Below are 25,540 nucleotides of genomic sequence, written 5' to 3'. Positions count from 1 at the left end.
CTTGATGATTCAACATATTGTTTTTATTTTATTTATTTCTAAATTTTGAGAAAAAAATACAACTTATCCCGGATGAGAATTGGGAGTCGCGGAATGCGCTATACGGCAGTTTCCTACAACCGCTGTTTACCCCGCATTAACGCTGCCGTGAGAGTCCTTTTAGGGTCGTCAAGTATTTACTGGCCCAGGAGGCTGCATTGGATACTCAGAAACAATATTACGAATCTATAAATTTGCCAGACGTGCTCAGCATCCGTAACGTGACCGAACTATATTCCAAGTTTAATTATGAATTTCATAGCCGTGATACAATCATTGTCAGCATTCCAGAAGGTGCGGAAGCGGATCTGAGTTTCATTCAACTTATCGAATCCTCGCGTCGTCAAGCAAAGACCAGGGGAAAGACATTCAAGCTTTCTTCTCCGGCCAATGGCTCGGTCTTGAAGGTACTTGAACGCGCAGGTTTCATCGAATCCTTCGATCAAGAAGACGCAAATTTCTGGTTGCATAAAGAGGTGACGTTATGAGTGCAAATATCCTGACCGTCGACGATTCCGCCAGCATTCGTCTGACCACCAAGGTCACGCTGACCAATGCCGGCTATAGCGTCACCGAGGCGGTCAATGGGGCAGAGGGCCTCGCGACCGCCAAGGGCAGCAACTTCGATCTGATCGTGACCGATCTGAACATGCCTGTGATGGACGGGCTGACGATGATCGAGGAACTGCGCAAGCTGCCGGCGCAGGCCGGCGTTCCGATCATCTTCCTGACGACGGAATCGGACGCCGACCTCAAGGCGCGCGCCAAGGCCGCCGGCGCGACGGGCTGGCTGACCAAGCCGTTCGACCCGGAAAGTCTGGTGAAGATCGTGAAGAAGGTTCTCGGACGATGAGTACGCTCGATCCGGTCGCCGTATTCCGCACGGAAGCTGCCGAATGCCTCGAAGCGATCGAGGCCGGTCTTCTCGACCTGACCCACCAGCTCGACAACAAGGATCTCGTCGACGCCGTGTTCCGCGGGCTCCACACGCTCAAGGGTTCCGGCGCGATGTTCGGTTTCGAGGCGCTCGCCGCCTTCACCCATCATTGCGAAACAGCCTTCGACCGCGTCCGCAAGGGCGAGGTCGCGGCGACCAGTGAACTCGTCGCCGCCGTTCTCGCCGCCCAGGACCATATGCGTGCCCTCGTCGACCAGCCGGACGCCGACTACGGCGATACCGGGCATAAGCTTCTGGCGCAGTTGCAGGCTGCCGTCGGCGGCAAGCAAGCGGCGGCTGCAGCAGCGCCCGCCGCTGTTCCTACGACTGCGGCCGGGCGCGAGGCGCCGGCGAAGAAGAAGAACAGCTGGCGCATCCGCTTCAGCCTGCCCGCCAATTCGATGGCCAACGGCACCAACCCGCTCGGCCTGCTGGACGAGCTGCGCGATCTCGGCGAATGCAGCGTGCACGCCAATACCTCGGCCATTCCGCCCCTCGACGAACTGGCTCCGACGGAGCTCCATATTTCCTGGGACGTGACGCTGACCAGCGAGCAGGACCGTTCGGCGATCGACGACGTCTTCATCTTCGTGCTCGACGATATGGAACTCAGCGTCGAGGAGATCAGCGGCACGGCAGCGGCAACCGCCGCTCCGGTCGAGGAAAAGGCTGCAGCTGCCCCTGTCGCTGCAACATCGGCCGCCGCCGTCCCGGAATTCCGTCCTGTCGAGGCGGTTCCGGCCAAGCGCGAGGTGCCCGCCGCCGTCAGCCAGGCGAAGGCGGCCGAGAATGTCCGCGTTCCGGCAGAACGTCTCGATGAGTTGATGGACCGCGTCGGCGAGCTCGTCATCGCGCAATCGCGCCTCAGCCAGCTCGCCAGCGCCAGTGCCGATATCGCGCTGCGCTCCGTCTCGGAAGAAATCGAACGCCTTTCCGGCGAATTGCGCGACACGATGATGGTGTTGCGCATGGTGCCGGTCGCCACCCTCTTCTCCCGCTTCCGCCGCCTCGTCCACGATCTCGCCCGCGAGACCGGCAAGGTGATCGAGCTGGTGACGGAGGGCGAGAGCACCGAAGTCGACAAGACGGTCATCGAGCGTCTGGCCGATCCGCTGGTGCATCTGGTGCGCAACTCGATCGATCATGGCCTCGAAACGCCCGCCGATCGCCTTGCCTCCGGCAAGACCGAAGCCGGGACGGTGACGCTTTCGGCCCGCCAGGCCGGCGGCGAGGTGATCATCTCGATCAAGGACGACGGCCGCGGCATCAATCGTGAACGGGTTCGCGCCAAGGCCGAATCCTCCGGCCTTATCCAGCCCGGCCAGCCGCTTTCCGACTCCGAGCTGCTGCAGCTGATCTTCGCCCCCGGCTTCTCGACGGCAGCAGCGATCACCAATCTGTCCGGCCGCGGCGTCGGCATGGACGTGGTCAAGAAGACGGTCGAAGCGCTCCGCGGCGCGATCGACATCGTCAGCGTGCCGGGACAGGGTTCGGAAGTGTCGCTGCGCATCCCGCTGACGCTTGCCATCATCGACGGCCTGCTGGTGCGCGTCGGTTCCGGCCGTTACGTCATCCCGCTCTCGGCGGTCGAGGAATGCCTCGAACTGTCGCTCGAGGAAGATCTCCGCTCGCGCGGCCGCAGCTTCATCTCGCTGCGCGACAGCCTGGTGCCGTTCCTGCGCCTGCGCGACCTCTTCCGCACCGGCACCAAGCCCGACGTGCATCAGAAGGTCGTCGTCATCTCGACCGGCACGGAGCGCGTCGGCCTCGTCGTCGACCAGATCATCGGCGACCACCAGACGGTCATCAAGTCGATGTCGAAATTGCACAATAACGTTGCGACCTTCTCGGGCGCCACCATTCTCGGCGACGGCAGCGTCGCTCTCATTCTCGACGTCGGGCACCTGGTTGCCGCGGGTCAGCAACAGGAGGCGCAATTGCGTGTAGCAGGATGAGTGCAACAGCAGCAACAGCCGAACGATTCGACAATCACTGGAGCTATGCCGAGGAAGTCGAGGTCCTGACCTTTGATCTCAATGGCGAAACCTTCGCGCTGGAAGCGGTCATCGTCCAGGAAATCCTGGACCTGCTTCCGGAGACCGCGGTGCCGGGCAGCCAGCCCTTCGTCGCCAGCGTCATCAACTTCCGCGGCAAGGTCATTCCGCTCGCCGACCTGCGTCTCGCCTTCGGGATGGAAGCAGCAGAGGCAACAATCGACAGCCGCATCATCGTCATCGAGATCGACCTGCAGGGCGAGCAGACGCTCGTCGGCCTCAGAACCGACAAGGTGAACGAGGTGACGACACTTGCAAAGTCCGCGAGCGAGGCGCCGCCGAGCATCGGCATGCGCTGGCGCGCCGACTACATCAACTGCCTGGTGAAGAGGGGCGGAGAATTCATCATTCTTCCTAATCTGCAGGCGATTTTTTCATCGAGGCACGACGCGGCGGGAGCCGCTAATTGACGCTGGATGAATTCAACGAGGGGTTTGGGGACCATGCGACTGACAATCAAGACGAAACTGGTGACCGCGTTCACCTTCATCATTGTAATGCTCGTGGGCACCGCCGCTTACGGTGTCTTCAGCCTTGGATCGCTGAACGACACGATCGATAAGCTTCTCGCCGGCCCGGCAGCCCGCCTGGATTTCGCGCAGCAGATCAACATCGCTCAGCTCGAGGCGATCCGCCAGCAGAAGAACCTGCTCACCGCCCGCAGCGCAGACGAGACGGCCGGGGCAATCGCCAAGGGCAATCAGGCCCGCAAGGAATTCGCCGACGCCTTCAGCCAGGTGCTGGCGCTGGCAACGGAAGAAGGCAAGGCGCGCTGGGCGCGCATCGCCGAACTGTCCAAAACCTTCAATGGAGCCGACGATCAGATCCGCGAATATGTGAAGGCCGGCAATTCCGAAGGCGCAAATACCATCTCCGTCACGACGGCGCGGGCCGCTGCCAACGACATCGACTCGACGCTCAGTGAGATCCTGGCACTTGAAAAGCAGCGCATGAAGGCTGCTGACGACGGCGCCGAAGCGCAGTACACGACGACACGGACAATGATGGTTGCGGTCGCCGCGGTAGCCCTGCTGATTGCTGCCTTTACCGCCTTCTGGATCGCCAGCACGATCAGCAAGGGCCTCAGCCGTGCCAACACCGTGGTTCGGGAAGTGTCGGAAGGCGATCTGACAAAGATGGCCGATATCACCAGCCATGACGAAATCGGCGAACTTCTGGGCAACGTCAACACGATGATCGAACGCCTGCGCGGCGTCGTCGCCGACGCACTGTCGGCCGCCGAAAACGTCTCTTCCGGCAGCCAGGAACTTTCGGCAAGCTCGGAGCAGGTGTCGCAGGGCGCCACGGAACAGGCGGCTTCGGCCGAAGAGGCTTCCGCCTCGATGGAGGAGATGGCCGCCAACATCAAGCAGAACGCCGACAACGCGGCCCAGACCGAGAAGATCGCCCGCCAGTCGGCCAAGGATGCTGAAGCCAGCGGTGAAGCGGTGACGCGCGCCGTCGACGCCATGCGCACGATCGCCCAGAAGATCGGTATCGTCCAGGAAATCGCCCGCCAGACCGACCTTCTCGCCCTCAACGCCGCCGTCGAAGCGGCGCGCGCCGGCGAACACGGCAAGGGTTTTGCGGTCGTCGCCTCGGAAGTGCGCAAGCTTGCCGAACGCAGCCAGTCGGCTGCTGCCGAGATCAGCGCGATGTCGAGCGATACCGTGACGGCCGCCCAGGATGCGGGCGACATGCTCGGCCGGCTGGTGCCCGACATTCGCAAGACGGCGGAACTGGTCTCCGAGATCAGTGCCGCCTGCCGCGAACAGGATATCGGCGCCTCGCAGATCAATGAAGCGATCCAGCAACTCGACAAGGTGACGCAGCAGAATGCCGGTGCTTCCGAGCAGATGTCGGCAACCTCCGAGGAACTCGCTTCCCAGGCGGAGGAACTGCAGACCTCGATCGCCTTCTTCAAGGTCGATACGGCAGGCAGTGCACGGCCCGGCGCCCACAAAGCGCAGCCAAAAGCTTCGGCCAAGGTGAAGGCCCCGGCCGCTGTCCGCAAGGCTGCCCCGCAGGCCCATAGCCAAGGCCGCGGCCAGACGATTTCGGCTCAGCAGCAGCGTCTCAAGGGCTTTGCTCTCGATATGTCGATGGGTGGTCCGGACGCCAGCGACGACGATTTCAGGGAGAGCGCATAAGCGCTCCTGGGAGAGGCTAGCTGTCCCGGGGAAAGCGCTTATGCGCCTTCGCCTCAAACTGATCCCTCGGGCTGCTCCGGCGGCCCGAGACGGGAATATCCCCCAACGCATGTAGGCGTTGGCGCTGCGATCGATAGATGTCCGGCTGCCGGGAAGTGAATGTAGTCGCTTTCCCCCTTTTCAGACACATCACTTTCAAGCTCGACGTCCCGCCGATGGGACGCGTTTCTATCCATTCGTTTTGACCGCATAGAGGGGATACCACATGCGTTTCACTATTAAACTCAAGCTGGGGCTTGCCTTCGGCATCATGACGTTGCTGCTGATCGGCATCGCCATCTACGGAAGCATGAGCCTCGGCACCTTGAACGACGCCAGCGGCAAGATGATCGACGGCCCGATGCGCCGCCTGGAACTGGCACTGACCGCCAATGTCGCCGAAGTCAACGCCATCCGCGCTCAGAAGAACGCACTGCTTTCCACGGATCCCGACACCGCTGCCGGTTTCTACAAGGAGGCCGACCAGAACTTGCAGGCCATGTTTGACGCCGTCGATGCCGGCCACGCCATCGCATCGCCGGAAGGCAAACCCTATTGGGAAAAGCTGCAGACGATCGGCGCGAAATTCCGCGACAGATCCGCCGAGTTGCAGCAGCTTGACGCCAGGGGCGATCAAGCCGGCGCATTGGCGCTGTCGCTCGGCGACCTGCGCACGATGACCAACGACATGGGTGACGCGATTGCCGCACTCATCGAGATCCAGCGCAAGGGCATGAAGGCGACCGATCAGTCGAACACCGATCTTTATAACTCGACCAAGCTGATCCTCAGTACTGCTTCCGGCATCGCCGTGCTTGTGGCGCTCGGTGCTGCACTGTGGATCACGCTCGGTATTAACAACGGCCTGAGGAAGATCACAACCGTCGCAAATGCCGTCGCAATCGGTGACCTTAACCAGACGGTCGACGTGAAGACCAATGACGAGATCAAGGATCTCATCAACACGGTCAATACGATGACTGCCAATCTGCGCGCCACGGCAGCCCTTGCCGATCAGATTGCCATGGGCGACCTCAGCACCGATGCCAAGCCGCTCTCGGATAAGGATGTGCTCGGCATCGCGATGCAGAGCATGATCTCCAACCTGCGGACCACCGCCGGGATCGCCGATCAGATCGCAAACGGCGACCTGACGGTGTCTCCGAAGCCACTCTCCGACAAGGATGCGCTGGGCCTCGCGCTCGAACAGATGGTCGAGCGCCTGCGCGGCGTCGTCGCTGACGCGATCTCGGCCGCGGAGAACGTCTCCTCCGGCAGCCAGGAACTTTCGGCAAGCTCGGAGCAGGTGTCGCAGGGCGCCACGGAACAGGCGGCTTCCGCCGAAGAGGCTTCCGCCTCGATGGAGGAGATGGCCTCCAACATCAAGCAGAACGCCGACAACGCGGCCCAGACCGAAAAGATCGCCCGCCAGTCGGCCAAGGATGCGGAAGCCAGCGGCGAGGCGGTTTCCCGCGCTGTCGAAGCCATGCGCACGATCGCCCAGAAGATCGGTATCGTCCAGGAAATCGCCCGCCAGACCGACCTTCTCGCCCTCAACGCCGCCGTCGAAGCGGCGCGCGCCGGCGAACACGGCAAGGGTTTTGCGGTCGTCGCCTCGGAAGTGCGCAAGCTTGCCGAACGCAGCCAGTCGGCTGCTGCCGAGATCAGCGCGATGTCGAGCGATACCGTGACGGCCGCCCAGGATGCGGGCGACATGCTCGGCCGGCTGGTGCCCGACATTCGCAAGACGGCGGAACTGGTCTCCGAGATCAGCGCCGCCTGCCGCGAACAGGATATCGGTGCTGCCCAGATCAACGAGGCGATCCAGCAGCTCGACAAGGTGACGCAGCAGAATGCCGGCGCCTCCGAGCAGATGTCGGCAACTTCCGAGGAACTTGCCTCCCAGGCCGAAGAACTGCAGACGTCGATCGCCTTCTTCAAGGTCGATATGGCGGGCGGGCGCCGCGATCGCGCGCCGGCCGCAAAACTCGCCGTCCGCAGCCGGGCTCCGGCGGCCCCGCGCAAACCGGTCAGCAAGGCGCCCGCCAATACGATCGCCGGTCAGCAGGCTCGCGTGAGAGGGTTTGCCCTCGACCTGTCGATGGGCGGTCCCGACACGGCCGATGACGAGTTTAGGGAGAGCGCATAGCGCTCCCCTGGGGAGAGCGCATAACCGCTCCCGTTCGCAATATCGTGGGCCAGCCAGCATGGCCCGCGACGCACGCTTCGCCTACCGGAATTTCTTTGCTGCATGATGCCGCGCCCCCTAGTCCACATTTATTGCTTCGCTCTCGGAGAGGTGTATTGAGATGCGTATTACGATTAAACTTAAGCTCGCAGCCGCATTCGGCTTTGTCATATTGTTGCTGGTGGGCAGCGCGGTCTATGGAATCATCAGCCTCAGTTCCCTGAACGATGCTGTCGGCAACCTTATTTCGGGTCCGGCAAAGAGGCTGGAACTGGCTCTGGAGGCAAAGACTGCGGAGCTTAATGCCGTTCGCTGGCAGAAGAATGCCCTTCTGGAAATGGATCCCGAAGTGGCCAGGAAGGACTACCAGAACTCGGCGAAGAGCCTGGATGAAATGGTGGTCTTCGCCACAGGCGGCCAACAGCTCGCAACTGCCGAGGGCAAGCCCACCTGGGACAGGCTGGTCGAGTTGGCCAAACGTTTCAGTGAGGGCTCCAACAAAGTCGCTTCCATCCAGGAAAGCGGCGACAGGGCAGCGGCAGCGGCGCTTTCCTCGGGAGAGGTTCGCGCTCTCGTCATGGAACTCGAAGATGTTTTCGAGACGCTCGTCACGCTTCAGCAGAAGTCGATGACGCAAGCCGATAACGACACAGACGTTCTTTATAGTTCGACGAAGAACATGCTGATCGGTATCGCTATCGGGGCTTCCGTCATCGCGTTCGCCGCTGCACTGTGGATCGCGCTCGGCGTCAACAGCGGCCTGCGCAAGATCATGAACGTTGCCAGCGCCGTCGCCATCGGTGACCTGAACCAGAAGGTCGAGATCAACAGCAACGACGAGATCAAGGATCTGGTCAACACGATCAACGTCATGACGGATAACCTTCGCAGCACCGCTGGTATCGCCAACCAGATCGCGAACGGCGACCTGACGGTGTCTCCGAAGCCGCTCTCCGACAAGGATACGCTGGGCCTCGCGCTCGAACAGATGGTCGAGCGCCTGCGTGGCGTCGTCTCCGATGCTGCTGCTGCCGCAGAAAATGTCTCGGCCGGCAGCCAGGAGCTGTCCTCGAGTTCCGAGCAGGTGTCGCAGGGCGCCACCGAACAGGCGGCTTCGGCCGAAGAGGCTTCCGCCTCGATGGAGGAGATGGCCGCCAACATCAAGCAGAATGCCGATAACGCCGCCCAGACCGAGAAGATCGCCCGTCAGTCGGCCAAGGATGCGGAGATGAGCGGTGATGCGGTGACGCGCGCCGTACAGGCGATGCGGACCATTGCCGAGAAGATCGGTATCGTCCAGGAAATCGCCCGCCAGACCGACCTTCTCGCCCTCAACGCCGCCGTCGAAGCGGCGCGCGCCGGCGAACACGGCAAGGGGTTTGCGGTCGTCGCCTCGGAAGTGCGCAAGCTTGCCGAACGCAGCCAGTCGGCCGCTGCCGAAATCAGCTCTATGTCCGGCGATACGGTCAAGGCCGCTCAGGAAGCCGGCGACATGCTCGGCCGGCTGGTGCCCGATATCCGCAAGACGGCGGAATTGGTCTCCGAGATCAGCGCCGCATGCCGCGAACAGGATGTCGGTGCTTCGCAGATCAACGAAGCGATCCAGCAGCTCGACAAGGTGACGCAGCAGAATGCCGGTGCCTCCGAGCAGATGTCGGCGACCTCGGAAGAGCTCGCGACCCAAGCGGAAGAGCTGCAGGCTTCGATTGCCTTCTTCAAGCTCGATACAGCAAGCAATCGCCAGTCCCGCACGCCGGCCGCCAAGGTCACGGTCCGCAGCCCGGCGCCGGCCGCCGGTCGCAAGCCCAGCACCAGGAAGCCGGCTGCCAACAGTGTTGCCGGCCAGCAGGCGCGGGTAAAAGGCTTCGCTCTCGATCTCTCCATGGGCGGTCCCGACGATGGGGACGCCGAATTCAAGGAAAGCGCATGATCATGGCCACGACATCTCTGGAAGCGCAATTCGTGACCTTCAGCCTCGGCGAGGAGATTTTCGCCGTGCCGGTTGAAGTGGTACGGGAAATTCTCGACTATGCGGAAGCTTTCAAGATTCCGAATGGTCCCGACTATCTGCTCGGCCTGCGCGACGTGCGCGGGCAGGGCGTGCCGACGATCGATCTTCGATTGAAGCTCGGCATGACGAAGACGGTGCCGACGCCGCATACACGCGTGCTCGTCCTCGACGTGCCGATGGAAAGCCGGCTGCTGACGCTTGGCCTCGTCGCCGACCGCGTCTTCGAGGTCACGCCGTTCCGGCGCGAGCAGATCGAGGCGGCGCCTGACATCGGCGTGCGCTGGCGCTCGGACTATATCGCCGGCGTCGTTCGCCGTGAAAACGGCTTCGTCGTCATCATCGATCTTGCACGATTGCTGTCGCGCGAGGACGCCTCGGCACTGCAATCGGCAGCCTGACCGCGAATCAACTCGGAGTACTGCGTTCTATGAGTATGGCAGCAGCGGTGGAAACCCAATTGCCGGGCGACCGGATCAGCAAGCGCAATTTCGACAAGCTTGCCCGGTTCATCTACGATTACAGTGGCATCAAGATGCCGCCGACCAAGCTGACGATGCTCGAAGGGCGGCTGAGGCGCCGCCTGCGCGCAACCAACCATGCGACCTTCGACGATTATTGCGACTTCCTGTTCAATCACGACGGGCTCGACCAAGAAACCGTCTACCTGATCGACGTGGTGACGACGAATAAGACCGACTTCTTCCGCGAAGCCAAGCATTTCGACTATCTGCAGACGGTAGCGCTGCCGGCGATCGCCAGCAGCGGCGTGCGGACGATCCGCACCTGGAGTTCGGCCTGCTCGACGGGGGCGGAACCCTACACGATGGCGATGGTGCTGGCTGAATTCACCGAAGGCCGCAACGACGTCTCCTACAGCGTTCTGGCCACCGACCTTTCCACCGACGTGCTGCAGACGGCGCGCCGGGGCATCTACCCGGAAGACCTCATCGCGCCCGTGCCGCGCGATCTACAGCGCAAATACGTGCTGACGGCCAAGCAGCCGGATCGGCGGGAGGTGCGCATCACGCCGAAACTGCGCAGCAAGATTGGTTTTGCCCGTATGAATCTGATGGACGAAAAATACCAGATCGGCGAGGCGATGCACGTCATCTTCTGCCGCAACGTGCTAATCTACTTCGACAAGCAGACTCAGGCCGGCGTGCTCAACCGCCTCTGCGACTGCCTGGCGAAGGGCGGCTACATGTTCATCGGCCATTCTGAATCGATCACCGGCTTCGATCTGCCGTTGAAGCAGGTCTCGAATACGGTGTTTCAGCGTATCTAAGCGCATCGCGTCATCCCAAAACCGCTGCGCGCTTCTGGACGGCATGCATTAGAGGCATTCATGGCTAAGAAAATCCGCGTTCTCATCATCGACGATTCCGCCAGCGTCCGCCAGACGCTGACCCATGTGCTGGAGCAGGATCCCGATATCGAGATCATGGCGGTCGCATCCGACCCCTTCATGGCGGCGCGGAAGCTGCAGGAGGAGATCCCCGATGTCATCACGCTCGACGTGGAGATGCCGCGCATGGATGGCATTACCTTCCTGCGCAAGCTGATGGCGCAGCGGCCGATCCCTGTCGTGATGTGCTCGTCGCTGACGGAAGCGGGTTCGGAGACCCTGATCCAGGCGCTGGAGGCCGGTGCCGTCGACGTCATTCTGAAATCGAAGATCGGGGCCGCCGACAGCCTTGCCGACGATGCGATGCGTATTCGCGAAGTCGTCAAAAGCGCCTCGCATGCACGGCTTTCCAATGTCCGCCGCGCCGCCGGAACCATCCGTTCCGCTTCAGCGGAGGGGCCGGCCAAGAAACTGACGGCGGATGTGATGCTGCCGCCACCGACGGGGCGAGCCATGGCGAAGACGACGGAGATGGTCGTGTGCGTCGGCGCCTCCACCGGCGGCACCGAAGCACTGCGCGAGTTCCTGGAGGAGCTGCCGGCCAATGCGCCTGGCATGGTGATCGTCCAGCATATGCCTGAGAAATTCACCGCCGCCTTCGCCAAGCGGCTGAACGGGCTCTGCGAGGTCGAGGTCAAGGAAGCCGTCGATGGCGATCCGGTGCTGCGCGGCCATGTGCTGATCGCGCCAGGCGACAAGCACATGCTGCTCGAGCGCCAGGGTGCGCGCTACTATGTGAGCGTGAAGACCGGGCCGATGGTGTCGCGACACCGGCCTTCCGTCGACGTGCTCTTCCGCTCGGCGGCGCGCTCGGCCGGCTCGAACGCCATGGGCATCATCATGACCGGCATGGGCGACGACGGTGCGCGCGGCATGCTGGAAATGCACGAGGCCGGCGCCTACACGGTGGCGCAGGACGAGGCGAGTTCCGTTGTTTTCGGCATGCCGAAGGAGGCGATCGCCAAAGGCGGCGTCGACCGGATCCTGCCGCTCGATCAGATCGCTCGTGAAGTGCTGATGACGCAACAGAAGTTCTAGGACCTCTTTAAACAGCCAGACCGAAGCCGGCGGTATCGCAGGATGCCGCCGGTTTTTGGTTGTAGCCCTGCAGGCTCTCTATTCAGGCGAGGTAACCGCCGTCGATCGTCAGGCTGGCGCCGGTGACGAAAGCGGCCTCGGCACTGGCGAGATAGGCGGCGAGGCCGGCAATCTCGCGGTCCTCACCCAAGCGGCCAAGCGCCATCAGCGGCTTGAGGCGCTCATGATCGTCTTCATTGGGGTTCATGTCGGTCGCCGTCGGGCCGGGCTGGATGTTGTTGACGGTGATGCCGCGTGGGCCGAGATCGCGGGCGAGGCCGCGGGTCATCGAGGCGATCGCGCCATTCGTCATACTATAGACCGCGGAGGTCGGAAAGCCGCTGCGATCGGCGGTGACGCTGCCGATGGTGATGACGCGGCCGCCTTCCTTCATATGTCTTGCCGCTGCCTGGATGCCGACGAAGACAGCGCGGACATTAATGGCGAACATCCGATCGAAATCTTCGAGCGAATAGTCGTCGAGCGGGTTGAGGATGAGAATGCCGGCATTGCTGACGAGAATGTCGAGACCGCCAAAATGCCCGGCTGTCAACGCGACGGCATCCTGTACGGCCCTCGCATCGGCGCTGTCGGCCCGGATTGCCAGCGCCCTACCGCCGGCAGCCTCCAGCTCAGCGACGATCGCCTTCGCCTTGTGCTCCGAGCTGGAATAGGTGAAGGCGACGGCGGCGCCGTCAGCGGCGAGCCTTCGGACGATGGCGGCACCGATGCCGCGCGAGCCGCCGGTGACGAGGGCGATCTTGGTGGAAAGGGTTTGAGACATTTATGCTTCCTTTGTTTTTGGATTGATCAGTCTATAATTGTCCATGGAAAGGCCGGTTCGGAATTATCCCTTCGTCAGCGGAGGCTTCTGATTGCCATGCGTGCGATACCGCGGAGCGTCTCGGGTGGGGCGCCGTTTCGGGCGCTAACTTTCATGCCCGACAAAGCAGCGCCGAGAAACGGGATGGCGTCGGTGATATCGATATCTGTTGCGAGTTCTCCGGTCCTGCGAGCCTCAGCGAGAAGGCTCTCAATCGCCGCGTGAAGCGCGTGGCCGGCGCTGTCGGCAAGGGCTGCGATCTCGGCATCGGTGCGGCCGAATTCACAGATGGCGCTGACACCGAGGCAGCAGCGCCGGGCCTCGGCAGCGGGACGCGAGGCGAAGGCGACGAGAGCGCCTTCCAGAGCCTCGATCGGCCGGTCTTCGCGGCGAAGATCAGCGATGATCTTGTCGATGCTCTCCACATTGTAGCGCTTCAGCGCTTCCAGATAGAGGCCGCGCTTGTCGCCGAAGGTATCGTACATGCTTTGCCGGCTGATCTTCATCGCCGTCAGCAATTCCTCGGTCGAAGTGCCCTCATAGCCGTGCTCGGAAAATACGCCGATGGCGGCATGAAGGGCGATGTCGCGATCGAATTCCTTGTGTCGTGCCATGACTAGGCTTCTACTCTTATTGGACTGATCTGTCCAGAATAAAATTAATGGTTTCCGGCACCGCAGGGCAGCCATGCGTGCCTCCCCTTGAAATTTCCCTGATTTTGTGGTCTTGAGGCCGCCAATCTTCGCAGCGCTGCCTGTCATGCATGTTCAGGGACACTTCCCGGCCCTGGCAGCGCGCGCGCCTCGTATCAGTCCCAAGGAAAAATGCGCCGATGGCCCGTTCAGCTCTTCTCAATGTCATGGTTCAGGCTGCCCTCAAGGCAGGAAAATCGCTGGGGCGTGATTTCGGCGAAGTGCAGAACCTGCAGGTTTCCGTAAAAGGACCGGGCGACTTCGTTTCCACCGCCGATCGCAAGGCCGAAAAGATCGTCAAGGAAGAGCTGCTCAAGGCGCGTCCGACCTATGGCTTCCTCGGTGAGGAAAGCGAGGAAATCAAGGGTACGGACGGCGCGCATCGCTGGATCGTCGACCCGCTCGACGGCACGACGAACTTCCTGCACGGCATCCCGGCCTTTGCTGTCTCGATCGCGCTCGAACGCAACGGCGAGATCGTTGCCGCCGTCGTCTTCAATCCGGCAACCGACGAGCTCTATACCGCCGAGCGCGGTGGCGGCGCCTTCCTCAATGACCGACGCCTGCGCGTCGCTGCGCGCCGCGCACTGTCGGATTGCGTCATCGGCTGCGGCGTGCCGGCGCTCGGCAAGCGCAATCACGGCAAGTTCCTGGTCGAGCTTCGCCACGTGATGGGCGAAGTGGCGGGCATCCGCCGTCTGGGTTCGCCGACGCTCGATCTTGCCTATGTCGCTGCCGGGCGGTTCGACGGTTTCTGGGAAGCGGAGCTTGCGCCGTGGGACATGGCTGCCGGCATCCTGCTCATCCGCGAAGCCGGCGGTTTCGCCACCGACTGGGACGGTGGCGCAACGATGCTGGAGAGCGGCGCGATCGTCGCCGGCAACGAGATCATCCACAAGGCGCTGATCGAAGTCGTCAAGCGGCCGGTTCCCGCCAAGTGACCGAACGAAAATCTGGCTGTTGTAAAGTCACGGTTTTCGCCCCGGCATACTTCAATTCGGCACAATGTTGCTCTAGTCTCCGCCAGCAATGACTCCGGAGGCAGCGACCCTATGGAAAATGTGAATGTGGCGGAGATCGGCTCCACCGAAAAGACGGCTGGCACTTATGCCAACAGGCTTTCGAGTCCCATGCCCTTCCTCTGGACGATGCTGCTTTTCCTCGTCATCGTCGGCTTTATCGCCGCCATCCTCTTCCGGCAGACGCAAACCGCCTTCATGCACAATCCGGGCCTCAACGGCCTAATCGTCGGCGTTCTCGGGGTCGGAATCATCCTTGTTTTCAACCATGTACTGGCGCTTCGCCCCGAGGTGCGCTGGTTTAATTCGTTCCGCGCCGCTGGCAGCGTCGACAAGGTCAACCGCAATCCGCGGCTGCTTGCGCCAATGCGGGCGCTGCTCGGCAGCCGCAAGTCCTCAGTGGCGCTGTCGACGACGGCGCTGCGTTCGATCCTCGATTCGATCGCCACCCGCCTCGACGAATCGCGCGATGTTTCACGCTACCTGATCGGCCTCTTGGTCTTCCTAGGCCTGCTCGGCACCTTCTGGGGCCTCATCGGCACGATCAGTTCGATCAGCATTGTCATTCAGTCCCTTGATGCCGGCTCGAACGGCACCGGAGACGTGCTCTCGGCGCTGAAGGAAGGGCTTTCCACGCCGCTTTCGGGCATGGGCCAGGCCTTCTCCTCCTCGCTGCTCGGCCTTTCCGGTTCGCTCATTCTCGGCTTCCTCGACCTGCAGGCCGGTCGCGCGCAAAACCGCTTCTACATGGAGCTGGAAAACTGGCTTTCCTCGGTCACGGATGTCGGCTCCGATCTTGCCCCGGCTCTCGAGGCCGTTTCCGGCGCTTCCTCGGACGACATGCGCGCGCTCTCCGATTATCTGCGCAAGGTCTCCGAAGAGGGCGGCGCCGGCAGCCAGCGCTCCGTCGCCGCCATGGCGAGCCTTGCCGAAGGTATTCAGGGCCTCGTCAAGAACATGCGCAACGAGCAGCAGATGCTGCGCGACTGGATTGAGGCACAGCAGGACGAGGCGAAGGCAATGCGCCGCACGCTCGACCGGCTTGCCGAACGTATCGGCGTGCAGGAGCGCGCAGGCGAGAGGGGCGAGCGCATGCGCGACCGCGCCAGCCAGGTAGAAAAGAGCGAGGGCAAGTAAGCCATGGCTCTTGCCCGCAACCGGCGCCGCGAACGCACGGTGGATTACTGGCCGGGCTTCGTCGATGCGCTGTCGACGCTGCTCATCTCCATCATGTTCCTGCTGACGGTCTTCGTCGTCGGGCAGTTCATCCTCAGCCGCGAGATCACCGGACGCGATGAGGTGCTCAATCGCCTGAACAGCCAGATCAACGAGCTGACGCAACTTCTCGCGCTCGAAAAGGGCAGCAACCAGGATCTCCAGGATTCTGTCGCCAATCTGCAGGCCTCGCTTGCCAGTGCCGAGGGCGACCGTTCGCGGCTGCAGGCGCTGCTGAATGCCGGTTCAGGTGGCCAAGATGCGGCGCAGAAGCGGATCGGCTCGATGACGCAGGAGCTCGACGAGCAGAAGCAGGTGAGCGAACGGGCGCTCAGCCAGGTCGAACTGCTGAACCAGCAGATATCAGCGCTTCGCAGCCAGATCGCCGCCGTCGAAGCAGCCCTTCAGGCGTCGGAGGAGAAAGACCGGGTCTCGCAGACCAAGATCGCCGATCTCGGCAGCCGCCTCAACGTGGCGCTCGCCGCACGCGTGCAGGAGTTGAACCGCTACCGTTCCGACTTCTTCGGCCGGTTGCGTGAGATCCTCTCGGACCGCGAGAATATCCGCATCGTCGGAGACCGGTTCGTCTTCCAGTCGGAGGTGCTGTTTCCTTCGGGCGGTGCCGATCTCAACCCGGAGGGGCAGACCGAGATGGCAAAGCTTGCCGCCGCCCTTCTTGATCTTGCCAAGGAAATTCCGCCGGAGATCAACTGGGTGCTGCGGGTCGATGGCCATACCGACAATGTGCCGCTTGCCGGAACGGGTCGCTATCGCGACAATTGGGAGCTCTCCTCGGCGCGCGCGATTTCGGTCGTCAAGTTCCTGATCGCACAGGGCGTGCCGGCCGACCGGCTGGTTGCCGCCGGCTTCGGCGAGTTCCAGCCGATCGCGCCAGGCGATACGCCGGATGCGCGCTCTACCAATCGCCGCATCGAGCTGAAGCTGACCGAGAAATGATTACAGCGCCGCGCGTCTTTTGAGACGCGCAAAGGACGCTGTAACACTTTGAATTGCTGCATAATTCCTTAAATCGATTCCGATTTAGGGAACTATGCAGTGGCCTGACATTCCCTGCTGCGCGCCCTTCAGGCGGCCGGCGAGGAAATCGCGCACGGCGGGGCTGTCGCTGAGGCCCATCGCGGTCATATAGGCGTCGGCTGCGGCGGCATTGTCGCCGGCCTGCGCCTGAAGATAGGCACGCACCGCCCAGTAAGGCTGATAGGCTGCCGCGTCGCGCGGATCGAGCTTGTCGAGCTGCTCCAGCCCGGCAGCGGCGCTCGAGGCCCTGCCGATCACCGCAGCCTGGCTGACGCGCGCACCCAGCGTCGGCTTCATCATCACCAGCGCCGCGTAGAGTGTCGTCAGCGCCTGCCAGTCGGTCGTTCCCGACAGCCGGCGCGCTGCATGCACGGACTGGATCGCCGCCTGACACTGGAAGGGGCCGAAACGGTCGAAGCCGCCGGCTTTGCGCAGCAGTGCATCCGCCTCGGCAATCATGATCGCGTTCCACGCGGCCGTATCCTGCTCGTCCAGCGGCACATATCGGCCGCTACTGTCGCGCCGGGCGCTGCGGCGGGCTTCGCAGTGAAGCATCAAGGAGAGCAGCCCGACCGCTTCCGGTTCGTCCGGCAGCACCGCCAGAAGCGCGCGGCCGAGCCAGATCGCCTCGCCGGCAAGTGAAGGGCGTTCGTTCTCTCCGTCGAGACCGTCCCAGCCGAGACCGTAGGCGGCGTAGATAGCCGAGAGCACCGCCGCAAGCCGCTCTGGCAGGGTGGGGCGAGGCGGGACGGCGAAGGGAATGCCGGCATCGCGGATCTTCATCTTGGCCCGCACCAGCCGCTGGCTCATCGCCTCCGGTGAGACGACGAACGATCGGGCGATGGTTCTCGCCTCGATGCCGAGAACGGTCTGCAGCATCAGCGCCGTATGCACGGAGTTGTCGATGGCGGGATGGGTGCAGGCGAAGAGCAGCTTCAGCCGCTCATCGGGAAAGACGGCGTTGCCGGCCTCGTTCATGCGTTCCTCCGCCTCCTCGAAGGCGACCGCTATCGTCGTTTGCGCATTGGCCTCGACGGTGCGGTGGCGAGCCGCCTGCATGAGGTTGCGGCGCGCGGCCACCAGCAGCCAGGCTTCCGGATTGCCGGGAATGCCGCGCTCCGGCCAGACGCGAAGCGCCGACGCCAGCGCTTCCGACAATGCATCCTCTGCTGCCGGCACGTCGCGCGAGCGGGCGGCGAGGAAGGCGATCAGCTTGCCGTAGGACTGACGCGCCACCTTTTCGGCAGCGCGTCCGGCATCGGGCGGCATTGCCGCCTCACATCTGCAGGCGCGGGCGCACCTCGACCGAACCCTTGTCAGAGATCGGGACGCGGGTCGCCCATTCGAGCGCAGTGTCGATGTCGGGGACGTCGATCAGATAGAAGCCGCCGAGCTGTTCCTTGCCTTCCGGATAGGGGCCGTCCTGAACATCGTGTTCCTCGCCTTTGCGGCGCACGATCGTGCCGGTTTCCGGGCCGGTCAGCCCGGCGCCGCCGGTCATGATCCCTGCCTGAGCAAGCGCCTTGCTGTAGGCGACCCAGCCGTCGCGATAGGCGGGATCGTCGCGGCGGGCGAAATCTTCGGCGGCTTCGCGAATGATGAGAGCATATTGCATGGAAAACTCCTGATCTCGTTGTTGCGTTGATCCGGGCATGCCGATAGCGGGGATCGAGATCCCGAAAACCGTAAAGCCCGGCGGAGCGGCGCGGCCGTTCCGAAACAATGAGGCGCGGCCACCGGTCGTTTCGACATGGCTTTCAAAAAAAATATACGAAAAAGAAAAATGGCACCCAAAATCGCAAGCGGGCCGGGCTCAAGGGCGCCGGCGCTGCTCAAGGGTGCGAAAGGGCAGGGCGGCAATCACGCCGCCGCTGCCGGTCTGCTCAGGACTCGGCCTTCGTCTGGTCGACGACCTCGGCGCTTGGCGTGTTCTTCTTGATGGATTCGATGGCACTCATGGCGGACGCCTTCGCCTTGTAGCCCTCAGACGAGAACATAGCTTCCCCGTTCGATGCCTTGAAGCGGAAGCGGAACTCGCCGGCCTTATCCTTATAGACTTCGAATTTATACATAGATGTCTCCCGAAATCCCAAAACGCTGAATTGCAACCATCAGCTTAGCGGAGGCTAGATCAAAATGGCGAGCTTTTCCACTGCCTTAATCAGGATTGGGTTGCTTAGCGTCCAATTGTCACCGTTTCCATTGGGTGCAAGCGAATGAGGGCGTCAGCGCCTATGCCTCGAGAACAGGATGATTTCAGGCCGGGTCGGCCTAAAATCTGAATCCTGTTCTCAATTAAAGCGTAGAGCATGATGTCATCCGAAAACCGCTCACACTTTTCGGCATCATGCTCCGGCATCACTCCATCTGGATGTTCGCGCCCTTGACGACCGGCCCCCACTTGGCGAGCTCGGCCTTCACATGGGTGGCGAGTTCCTCCGGCGTCGAGCCGACAATGGTGGCGCTGAATTCCTTCATGCGTTCAGCGACGGCTGGATCGGCAAGCGCCTTTTTAGCCGAGGCGTTGAGGCGCATCACCGCCTCGTTCGGCGTCTTGGCAGGGGCGAAAAGCGCGTTCCAGGTATAGGTCTCGTAACCTGGAATGCCTGACTCGGCGACGGTCGGCACGTCGGGGAAGGAGGGCGCGCGCTCGGCCGTGGTCACTGCCAGCGCCCGCAGGGTGCCGGCCTTGATGTGGCTCGACGACGAGGGCAGGTTGTCGAACATGATCGGCACCTGGTTGCCGATGACGTCGTTCAATGCCGGGCCGGCGCCCTTATAGGGAATGTGCTGCATGCTGACGCCGGCCATGGACTTGAAGAGCTCTCCGGAAAGATGTAGCGGCGTGCCGTTGCCCGACGAGGCGTAGCTGTATTTGTCGGGCTCGGCTTTCAGCAGGGCGATCAGCTCCTGCACGGTCTTTGCCGGCAATTCCGGATTGACGACCAGCACGTTCGGCACGACGACGAGCAGCGAGATCGGCGCGAAATCCTTTTCGGGATCGTAGGGGGTCGATTTCAGAATCAGCGGATTGAGGGCGTGGGTCGCCACCGTGCCCATCAGGATGGTGTAACCGTCCGGTTCGGCGCGGGCGACGTTACCGGCGCCGAGATTGCCGCCGGCGCCGGCGACGTTCTGGACGATCACCTGCTGGCCGAGATCCTCCGACATCTTCTGCGCGACTATGCGGGCGACGACATCGGTCGAGCCGCCGGCCGCAAAGGGCACGACCATGGTGATCGCGCGATCGGGAAAATCCGCAGCAGCGGCAGACGCACCGACGGCAAAGGCCGCAAGCACACCGAAACCGAGCGCAAGGCCCGTACGTCGCGTTATATCGGAAAGCGCCATTCCTATCTCCTCCCAAGGATTTCAGCAGCAATATCCCCACCCCGGGGAATGAAGAGGTTAGGGCGGGACGCGCGAAAGACAACCGCGGAGAGGCGCAGCGGGTTCAGACTTTAGTCGCTATTGGCGGGAGAAGTGCGCGCCGGCTATTTCGCCGCAGCGAGTACATCCTCGTTGGCGGCGTCGAATTGCAGCCGCGCCAGCCGCGCATAGATGCCGCCATGGCGGATCAGGCTCTGATGCGTGCCCTCCTCGACGACGCGGCCCTGGTCCATGACGAGGATGCGGTCGGCTTTCAGCACGGTGGCCAGGCGATGGGCGATGACGAGCGTCGTGCGGCCGTCCACCAGACCGTCGAGCGCCTTCTGCACCAGAGTCTCGCTTTCGGCGTCAAGCGCCGAGGTCGCCTCGTCGAGCAGCAGCACGGGGGCGTTCTTCAGGATGGCGCGGGCAATGGCGATGCGCTGGCGCTGGCCGCCGGAGAGCGTGATGCCGCGTTCGCCAACCTCGGTCTCGTAACCCTGGTCCAGCCGGGCGATGAATTCGTCGGCCTGCGCGGCAAGGGCTGCGGCGCGGACCTCGTCACGCGAGGCGCCGGGGCGGCCGAAGGCGATGTTGTCATGGATCGAGGCGGCAAAAATGGTGACATCCTGCGGCACGATGGCAATGCGCTGGCGCAGCTCGTCGGGCGTCGTCAGCTGCGCGTCGACACCGTCGATCTTCACGCTGCCCTGCTGCGGGTCGTAGAAGCGCAGCAATAGCGAAAAGACGGTGCTCTTGCCGGCACCGGAAGGGCCGACGATGGCGACCGTCTCGCCTGGCGTGACGGCGAAGCTTAAGCCATGCAGTGCCGATTTGCCGGGGCGCGAGGGATAGGCGAAATGCACACCGGAAAATTCGACGCGACCGTGGCTGGGCGAAGGAAGAGCCTGCGGGCTGGCGGGAGCTGTGATCGGCGAGACTTCATCGAGAAGTTCGGTCAGCCGGTCGGCAGCACCGGCTGCCTGCGAAAGTTCGCCCCAGACCTCCGACAGCGCGCCGAGCGACCCGGCGGAGATGACGGCATAGAGCAGGAACTGGCCGAGCGTGCCGGCCGAGAGCGTGCCGGCAAGCACGCTATGGGCGCCGACCCAGAGCACGGCGACGACGCTGCCGAAGATCAGCGTGATGGCGATCCCCGTCAGCAGCGCGCGCGAGCGGATCGCGGCGCGGGCGGCCTCGTAGGCGGATTCGACGGCGGTGCCGTAACGCGTCGCCGCGGCATCCTCGCCATTGAAGGCCTGGACGGTGCGGGTCGCGGCGATCGTCTCGTTGGCGAAGGCGGAGGCATCGGCGAGCGTATCCTGGGCGGCACGCGAACGTTTGCGCACCGAGCGGCCGAAGGCGACGAGCGGGAAGACAATCAGCGGGATCGCTCCGATGACGAGGCTCGAAAGCTTCGGCGAGGTGACGATCATCATGCCCATGGCGCCGATACAGAGGATGAGGTTCCTGAGCGCCACCGAGGCGGTGGCACCGACGGCCGACTTGATCTGCGTCGTATCGGCGGTCAGGCGCGAGACGATCTCGCCAGACTGGTTGACGTCGAAGAAGGAGGGCGACAGCCTTGTCACATGGGAAAAGACATCGCGGCGAAGATCGGCGACGATGCGTTCGCCGATGGTGATGACGAAATAATAGCGCAGCGCGCTTGCGATCGCGAGCACGACGGCCATGACCATCAGCATGGCGAAGTAACTGTTGATGAAGCGGCCGTCGGACTGGGTGAAGCCATGATCGATCATGCGACGCACGGCGAGCGGCAGCGCCAGCGAAGTGATGGCGGCAAGCGCCAGCGACATCAGCGCACCCGCCACCATGCCGCGATAACGCATGACGTAGGGCGTCAGCCTGCCGAGCGGCTGTAGCGACCGCCTTTTGTTTTCCTCAGCCCGTGCCTGCTCTGCCAAATCGTCTCCGATCGCCCGCAGGACCCGCGCAATGCGGCCTGTAGGCTCTTGTTATCTAGGCGTCCTTCATGTATAGGCACCGCATCCTAATGGGAAGCCGTAGCCATCACGACTGCGGCTTCATTTATTCAATCGGTTCGTTGGCCGCAACTGCATGCGGCAAATTGAACTCCGGTATCGCAGGAAGATTGTTATGAAGGCAGGCATCCATCCCGAATATCACATGATCAAGGTAGTCATGACCGATGGCACCGAATACGAAACCCGCTCGACCTGGGGTTCGGAGGGCGCTGTCATGAACCTCGAGATCGATTCCAAGTCGCATCCGGCCTGGACCGGCGGCAACCAGCAGCTCATGGACCGCGGTGGCCGCGTCTCCAAGTTCAACAAGCGTTTCGGCGGTCTCGGCCTCTAAGCGCTTTTGCTCGATGGAATTCGAAGAGAGCCCGGTTTCGCCGGGCTTTTTGCGTTTGCAATGGCTTACAGCGCCGCGCGTCATTTCAGACACGCAAAGGACGCTGTAGGAATGGTGGTGTTCAGCGGCAACAAAAAACCGGCCGCGTAAGACGCAGCCGGTTTTTATCGAATTCTTGCGGATCCGGTCAGTTGTTGCCGAAGGCGGTCTGCAGCAGGGAAAGCTGGGCCTGGACGCTGTTCTGATTATCATGAATGATCACCGCTTCGGACGGGCGGTAGATCTCGCGGTCGAGCAGGGCGATGCGGTTCTGCAGACGCAGTGAGCGTTCGACGAGGTCGCGGAAGGATTCCGGCAGGTCACCCCAGCCGGGTGCGGCGCGGTCGACGTTGAAGCCGTCGAGGCGAACCTTGTTCTTCTCGGCGAGCACCTGGTCACGGGACATTTCGCCATTGTTGACGGCGCGCTGCAACAGCAGCCAAGAGGCCATCTGCATGAGGCGGGTGGTCAGACGCATCGATTCCGCGGCGTAGAGAACCGAGGCCATCCGCGGCAGAACCTTGGAGGCGGCGCGGCCCTGGCCGTCGAGGTAGGCGGCAGTCTCTTCGACCAGCGACATGCCTTCCGCGTAAAGTCCCTTGAACTGCGAGGATGCAGCGGCGCGGCCTGCAAAACTGATCGTGTTCAACCCAACTTCCGACATCGCAATAGTCCCTGTTTGCACGCAGCTACATATATTCAGGTAACGCCGGCACCGACGGAAAAGTTTCCAGGCCGGGTCTTTATGACTTTAAGATGGTATCATTAGCCCAAATGCGCAAGCCGTTTCTTAAGAAAGGGTTAATCTCCACAGTTTCGTGGAAGTGCGCCGGCCATAGGAAAAAGAAGAGCCGCAAACGCGGCTCTCAAGGTAAAACAGGGAGAAAAATCAGACCAATTCACCGCTTGGAAAACTGTCTGAGATCCAGAGAAAATCCGGATGAATATAGTAATATCTTATAAAGCTTAATATTTTGTTAACATTGTGCCGAATTAAGACTTGAGGCGGGCTATTTTATCCGCCTATAGCCTTGTTTTTCGGGGTTTTTAGCAGATTACGAGCGGAAGAAGCTTTCCGCCGCCTGTCGCCCGGAGGCCTTGCGACCGGCCTCGGCCTCGAGACGGGCGATCTCCGTCTTCAGCAATTCCACCCGCGCCTTCAACTCGTCGACCGAAAGCATGGAGAGATCGGCGCCGATCTCGTGGGCGACCTTCTTCTGCGGCCGGTCATCATCGATGAAGCTCATGGTTCTTCCTCCGTTCGCTGCCTATAGCTTTTCTCACGCAATTCGGGAACGCAAAACCGATGCGCACTTTTGCTGGAATTGCTCCAGAGCATGATGCCGGAGAGTGTGAGCGGTTTTCGGGCGACATCATGCTCTCACTATATAATGTAGAACAGGATTCAGATTTTGGGCCGACCCGGCTTAAAATGATCCTGTTCTAGCCGAACTTTACAGCAGGATCGCCGCTTTCGGGAGACTTTCCGGTTTCGGGAGGTTTGCCGGTGCCGCGATCGGCAAGCGACATGCTTTGCGGTGTCAGCATCGGCGAGGTGCCGGTCGGGATCGTCGTGTAGGCGTCGCGGTCGCTGGCAGGCACGGCGGCGCGGATGCGGCTCCTGATGATGGCATAAACGGTGATCAGCACATGGGCGATGGCGGTGACGAGGAAAAGCGCATGCGGGGTGATCGCCGACATGACGGGACCGCTGATCGTCGGGCCGATCACCGTGCCGATGCCGTATAGCAGCAGCAGGCCGCCGGAGACCTTGACGAAATCCTCCGACGCCGCGAAGTCGTTCGCGTGGGCGACGGCGATCGGATAGAGCGTATTTGCCACGGCGCCGTAAAGGACAACGAGCCCGATCAGCAAGGCGGGCGACGTCGGGTGAAGCAGAAAGATCAACAGGCCGGCAAGGGCGGCGATGCCCGACATGGCGGCGAGCACGTAGCGTCGGTCGATGCGATCGGAAAGCCGGCCGGCCGGCAGCTGCATCACCGCCCCGGCGAAGATGGTGGCGCTCATCATGACGGCGATGCTGGTGTCGGAGAGGCCGGCGCCGGCACCGAAGACGGCGCCGAGCGTGCCGTAGGCCCCATTGGCGATGCCAACGAGCAGGATGCCAAGGCAGGAGACCGGCGAGTTGCGATAGAGCGCCGGCAGGTCGAGGCGCACCGCCTTCAGCGGTTGCGGCGAAGCGGCGGTCGACAGCGTCGTCGGCAGCATGGCGATGCAATAGAAGATGCCGCAGATCATGAACAGCACCGGCGTGCGCACATCCTCGAGCGGGATCATCATCTGGCCGCCGACGACGCCGATGAGTGTGATGCCGATATAGAGCGAGAAGATCATGCCGCGGCTCTCGTTGCTGGCGCGCTCGTTCAGCCAGCTTTCAATGATCATCGACGTGCCGGCGGTGGAGAAGCCGGTGACGGCGCGCAGGACCACCCACCAGATCGGATCGATGATGATACCGCTGACCAGCGCAATGATGGCGATGATCGAGATGAAGCCCGAAAAAGCACGCACATGGCCGACGCGGCGGACGATCTTCGGCGCAACCAGGCAGCCGATGACGAAGCCCCCCGCCCATGATGTGCCGAGCAGGCCGAGCGTCGTCGTCGCGTAGCCTTCGAGATTGCCGCGCACGGGAAGCAGGATGCCCTGCAGGCCGTTGCCCATGAAAAGGAAGAGTGTGCCAAAGAGCAGCGCGGCGACGGACAGCAGATTTCTCTTCATTTCCCCAGACTCGGTCTTAGCGATTTGCAATGGACATAAGGCAGGACCTGCGTCAGCCCAGCCTCAAGATGATTGATTGTGCCCCGGAATATCTTTACGGCGTGTCGAGATCCTGTGTTCGCGCGGAAAAATGTCCGTCCTGTGACATTCCGAAAAACGGAAAAAATAAAGCATGACAAAGCTGATAGCCTTGCTGCTCATCCTTGCCATGGCGATACAGGTGATCAAGCCGCTCGGGCTTCCCGGCCTCAGACGGCGGATGGATTTCTGGAAGATCGCGCTGATCGCTTTCGCCGTCTGGGCATTGGCTCTGCTTTCGCGCGACTTCATGATGTAGCCCCTGGATTACGTATAACCCAG

Annotated in this window: 25 protein-coding genes; 15 read left to right on the top strand and 10 right to left on the bottom strand. The window is 62.2% G+C overall.

All coding sequences use genetic code 11. The features are described from left to right. The first annotated feature begins 197 nt into the window (after positions 1–197). The 10 genes from ELH03_RS18000 (at position 198) to ELH03_RS17955 (ending at position 11,861) form a co-directional block, all read left to right on the top strand. Positions 198–527 carry an STAS domain-containing protein gene (locus tag ELH03_RS18000; RefSeq protein ID WP_130766558.1) on the top strand — a complete coding sequence of 110 codons (330 nt, stop codon included), beginning with the start codon at positions 198–200 and terminating at the stop codon, positions 525–527. Next, positions 524–892: a response regulator gene (locus ELH03_RS17995; protein ID WP_128402892.1), complete on the top strand. Its 369-nt coding sequence runs from the start codon at positions 524–526 to the stop codon at positions 890–892. Before ELH03_RS18000 ends, ELH03_RS17995 begins: the two co-directional genes overlap by 4 nt. Next, complete coding sequence (locus tag ELH03_RS17990) at positions 889–2,931, top strand: chemotaxis protein CheA (protein WP_130766557.1); 2,043 nt, start codon at positions 889–891, stop codon at positions 2,929–2,931. Before ELH03_RS17995 ends, ELH03_RS17990 begins: the two co-directional genes overlap by 4 nt. Then, positions 2,928–3,440: a chemotaxis protein CheW gene (locus tag ELH03_RS17985; RefSeq protein WP_018243494.1), complete on the top strand. Its 513-nt coding sequence runs from the start codon at positions 2,928–2,930 to the stop codon at positions 3,438–3,440. The genes ELH03_RS17990 and ELH03_RS17985 overlap by 4 nt, the downstream gene beginning before the upstream one ends. Before the next feature lie 33 nt (positions 3,441–3,473). Then, positions 3,474–5,180 carry a methyl-accepting chemotaxis protein gene (locus ELH03_RS17980; RefSeq protein ID WP_130766556.1) on the top strand — a complete coding sequence of 569 codons (1,707 nt, stop codon included), beginning with the start codon at positions 3,474–3,476 and terminating at the stop codon, positions 5,178–5,180. 265 nt (positions 5,181–5,445) lie between these two features. After that, entirely contained in the window at positions 5,446–7,368 is a 1,923-nt protein-coding gene (locus ELH03_RS17975) for a HAMP domain-containing methyl-accepting chemotaxis protein (protein WP_128412021.1), read from the top strand. Positions 7,369–7,528: 160 nt separating this feature from the next. Beyond that, a complete protein-coding gene (locus ELH03_RS17970) occupies positions 7,529–9,337 on the top strand; it encodes a methyl-accepting chemotaxis protein (RefSeq protein ID WP_128412020.1) in 1,809 nt (602 codons plus the stop codon). Beyond that, positions 9,334–9,816, top strand: a complete 483-nt coding sequence (locus tag ELH03_RS17965) for a chemotaxis protein CheW (protein WP_018072866.1) — start codon at positions 9,334–9,336, stop codon at positions 9,814–9,816. The genes ELH03_RS17970 and ELH03_RS17965 overlap by 4 nt, the downstream gene beginning before the upstream one ends. 29 nt (positions 9,817–9,845) lie before the next feature. Next, positions 9,846–10,703 (top strand): CheR family methyltransferase, encoded by an 858-nt coding sequence (locus ELH03_RS17960; RefSeq protein ID WP_130766555.1) that lies wholly within the window; start codon positions 9,846–9,848, stop codon positions 10,701–10,703. Between the two features lie 60 nt (positions 10,704–10,763). Further along, positions 10,764–11,861: a protein-glutamate methylesterase/protein-glutamine glutaminase gene (locus ELH03_RS17955; RefSeq protein ID WP_130766554.1), complete on the top strand. Its 1,098-nt coding sequence runs from the start codon at positions 10,764–10,766 to the stop codon at positions 11,859–11,861. Between the two features lie 82 nt (positions 11,862–11,943). Here the strand turns inward: ELH03_RS17955 and ELH03_RS17950 are convergent, their stop codons facing one another. Both ELH03_RS17950 and ELH03_RS17945 read right to left on the bottom strand, forming a co-directional pair. Then, complete coding sequence (locus ELH03_RS17950; protein WP_130766553.1) at positions 11,944–12,684, bottom strand: 3-oxoacyl-ACP reductase family protein; 741 nt, start codon at positions 12,682–12,684, stop codon at positions 11,944–11,946. Positions 12,685–12,758: 74 nt separating this feature from the next. Then, positions 12,759–13,337 carry a TetR/AcrR family transcriptional regulator gene (locus tag ELH03_RS17945; protein WP_128412017.1) on the bottom strand — a complete coding sequence of 193 codons (579 nt, stop codon included), beginning with the start codon at positions 13,335–13,337 and terminating at the stop codon, positions 12,759–12,761. A gap of 218 nt (positions 13,338–13,555) precedes the next feature. Between ELH03_RS17945 and ELH03_RS17940 the strand changes: the two genes are divergently transcribed. From ELH03_RS17940 to ELH03_RS17930, 3 genes are all read left to right on the top strand, one after another. Continuing rightward, positions 13,556–14,356, top strand: coding sequence for an inositol monophosphatase family protein (locus ELH03_RS17940; protein WP_128405633.1), 801 nt, complete (start codon positions 13,556–13,558; stop codon positions 14,354–14,356). A 111-nt stretch (positions 14,357–14,467) separates the two neighbouring features. Next, positions 14,468–15,571, top strand: coding sequence for a MotA/TolQ/ExbB proton channel family protein (locus ELH03_RS17935; protein ID WP_130766552.1), 1,104 nt, complete (start codon positions 14,468–14,470; stop codon positions 15,569–15,571). 3 nt (positions 15,572–15,574) lie between these two features. Continuing rightward, on the top strand, positions 15,575–16,606 hold the full coding sequence (locus ELH03_RS17930; RefSeq protein ID WP_018481040.1) for a peptidoglycan -binding protein: 1,032 nt from the start codon (positions 15,575–15,577) through the stop codon (positions 16,604–16,606). A gap of 84 nt (positions 16,607–16,690) precedes the next feature. Here the strand turns inward: ELH03_RS17930 and ELH03_RS17925 are convergent, their stop codons facing one another. The 5 genes from ELH03_RS17925 to ELH03_RS17905 form a co-directional block, all read right to left on the bottom strand. Then, the gene (locus ELH03_RS17925) at positions 16,691–17,956 is read right to left on the bottom strand and encodes an RNA polymerase sigma factor (protein ID WP_130766551.1); all 1,266 of its coding nucleotides are present in this window, start codon (positions 17,954–17,956) and stop codon (positions 16,691–16,693) included. A gap of 7 nt (positions 17,957–17,963) precedes the next feature. Next, the gene (locus tag ELH03_RS17920; protein WP_105007303.1) at positions 17,964–18,302 is read right to left on the bottom strand and encodes a YciI family protein; all 339 of its coding nucleotides are present in this window, start codon (positions 18,300–18,302) and stop codon (positions 17,964–17,966) included. Between the two features lie 268 nt (positions 18,303–18,570). Further along, complete coding sequence (locus ELH03_RS17915; protein ID WP_017968150.1) at positions 18,571–18,759, bottom strand: YegP family protein; 189 nt, start codon at positions 18,757–18,759, stop codon at positions 18,571–18,573. A 286-nt stretch (positions 18,760–19,045) separates the two neighbouring features. Next, positions 19,046–20,038, bottom strand: coding sequence for a Bug family tripartite tricarboxylate transporter substrate binding protein (locus ELH03_RS17910; protein WP_130766550.1), 993 nt, complete (start codon positions 20,036–20,038; stop codon positions 19,046–19,048). Between the two features lie 143 nt (positions 20,039–20,181). After that, positions 20,182–21,984, bottom strand: a complete 1,803-nt coding sequence (locus ELH03_RS17905) for an ABC transporter transmembrane domain-containing protein (RefSeq protein ID WP_128412014.1) — start codon at positions 21,982–21,984, stop codon at positions 20,182–20,184. Positions 21,985–22,177: 193 nt separating this feature from the next. On the opposite strand from ELH03_RS17905, the gene rpmE reads away from it, so the two are divergent. Next, on the top strand, positions 22,178–22,399 hold the full coding sequence (gene rpmE / locus ELH03_RS17900) for a 50S ribosomal protein L31 (RefSeq protein WP_003542805.1): 222 nt from the start codon (positions 22,178–22,180) through the stop codon (positions 22,397–22,399). 187 nt (positions 22,400–22,586) lie between these two features. Here rpmE and rcdA read toward each other — a convergent pair whose 3' ends face one another. The 3 genes from rcdA to ELH03_RS17885 form a co-directional block, all read right to left on the bottom strand. Further along, a complete protein-coding gene (rcdA, locus tag ELH03_RS17895; RefSeq protein ID WP_128403685.1) occupies positions 22,587–23,102 on the bottom strand; it encodes a protease adaptor protein RcdA in 516 nt (171 codons plus the stop codon). Between the two features lie 391 nt (positions 23,103–23,493). Beyond that, positions 23,494–23,685: a DUF1192 domain-containing protein gene (locus ELH03_RS17890; RefSeq protein ID WP_018243477.1), complete on the bottom strand. Its 192-nt coding sequence runs from the start codon at positions 23,683–23,685 to the stop codon at positions 23,494–23,496. 196 nt (positions 23,686–23,881) lie between these two features. Beyond that, on the bottom strand, positions 23,882–25,180 hold the full coding sequence (locus ELH03_RS17885) for an MFS transporter (protein ID WP_128403683.1): 1,299 nt from the start codon (positions 25,178–25,180) through the stop codon (positions 23,882–23,884). A 172-nt stretch (positions 25,181–25,352) separates the two neighbouring features. Here ELH03_RS17885 and ELH03_RS37470 point away from each other — a divergent pair, with 172 nt between their 5' ends. After that, positions 25,353–25,517: a hypothetical protein gene (locus tag ELH03_RS37470; protein WP_164902126.1), complete on the top strand. Its 165-nt coding sequence runs from the start codon at positions 25,353–25,355 to the stop codon at positions 25,515–25,517. Positions 25,518–25,540: the final 23 nt, after the last annotated feature.

Source organism: Rhizobium beringeri, from assembly GCF_004306515.1.
Lineage (GTDB): Bacteria > Pseudomonadota > Alphaproteobacteria > Rhizobiales > Rhizobiaceae > Rhizobium > Rhizobium beringeri.
The sequence above is the reverse complement of the archived record's forward strand: the minus strand, read 5'-3'. Positions and strand labels throughout refer to the sequence as shown.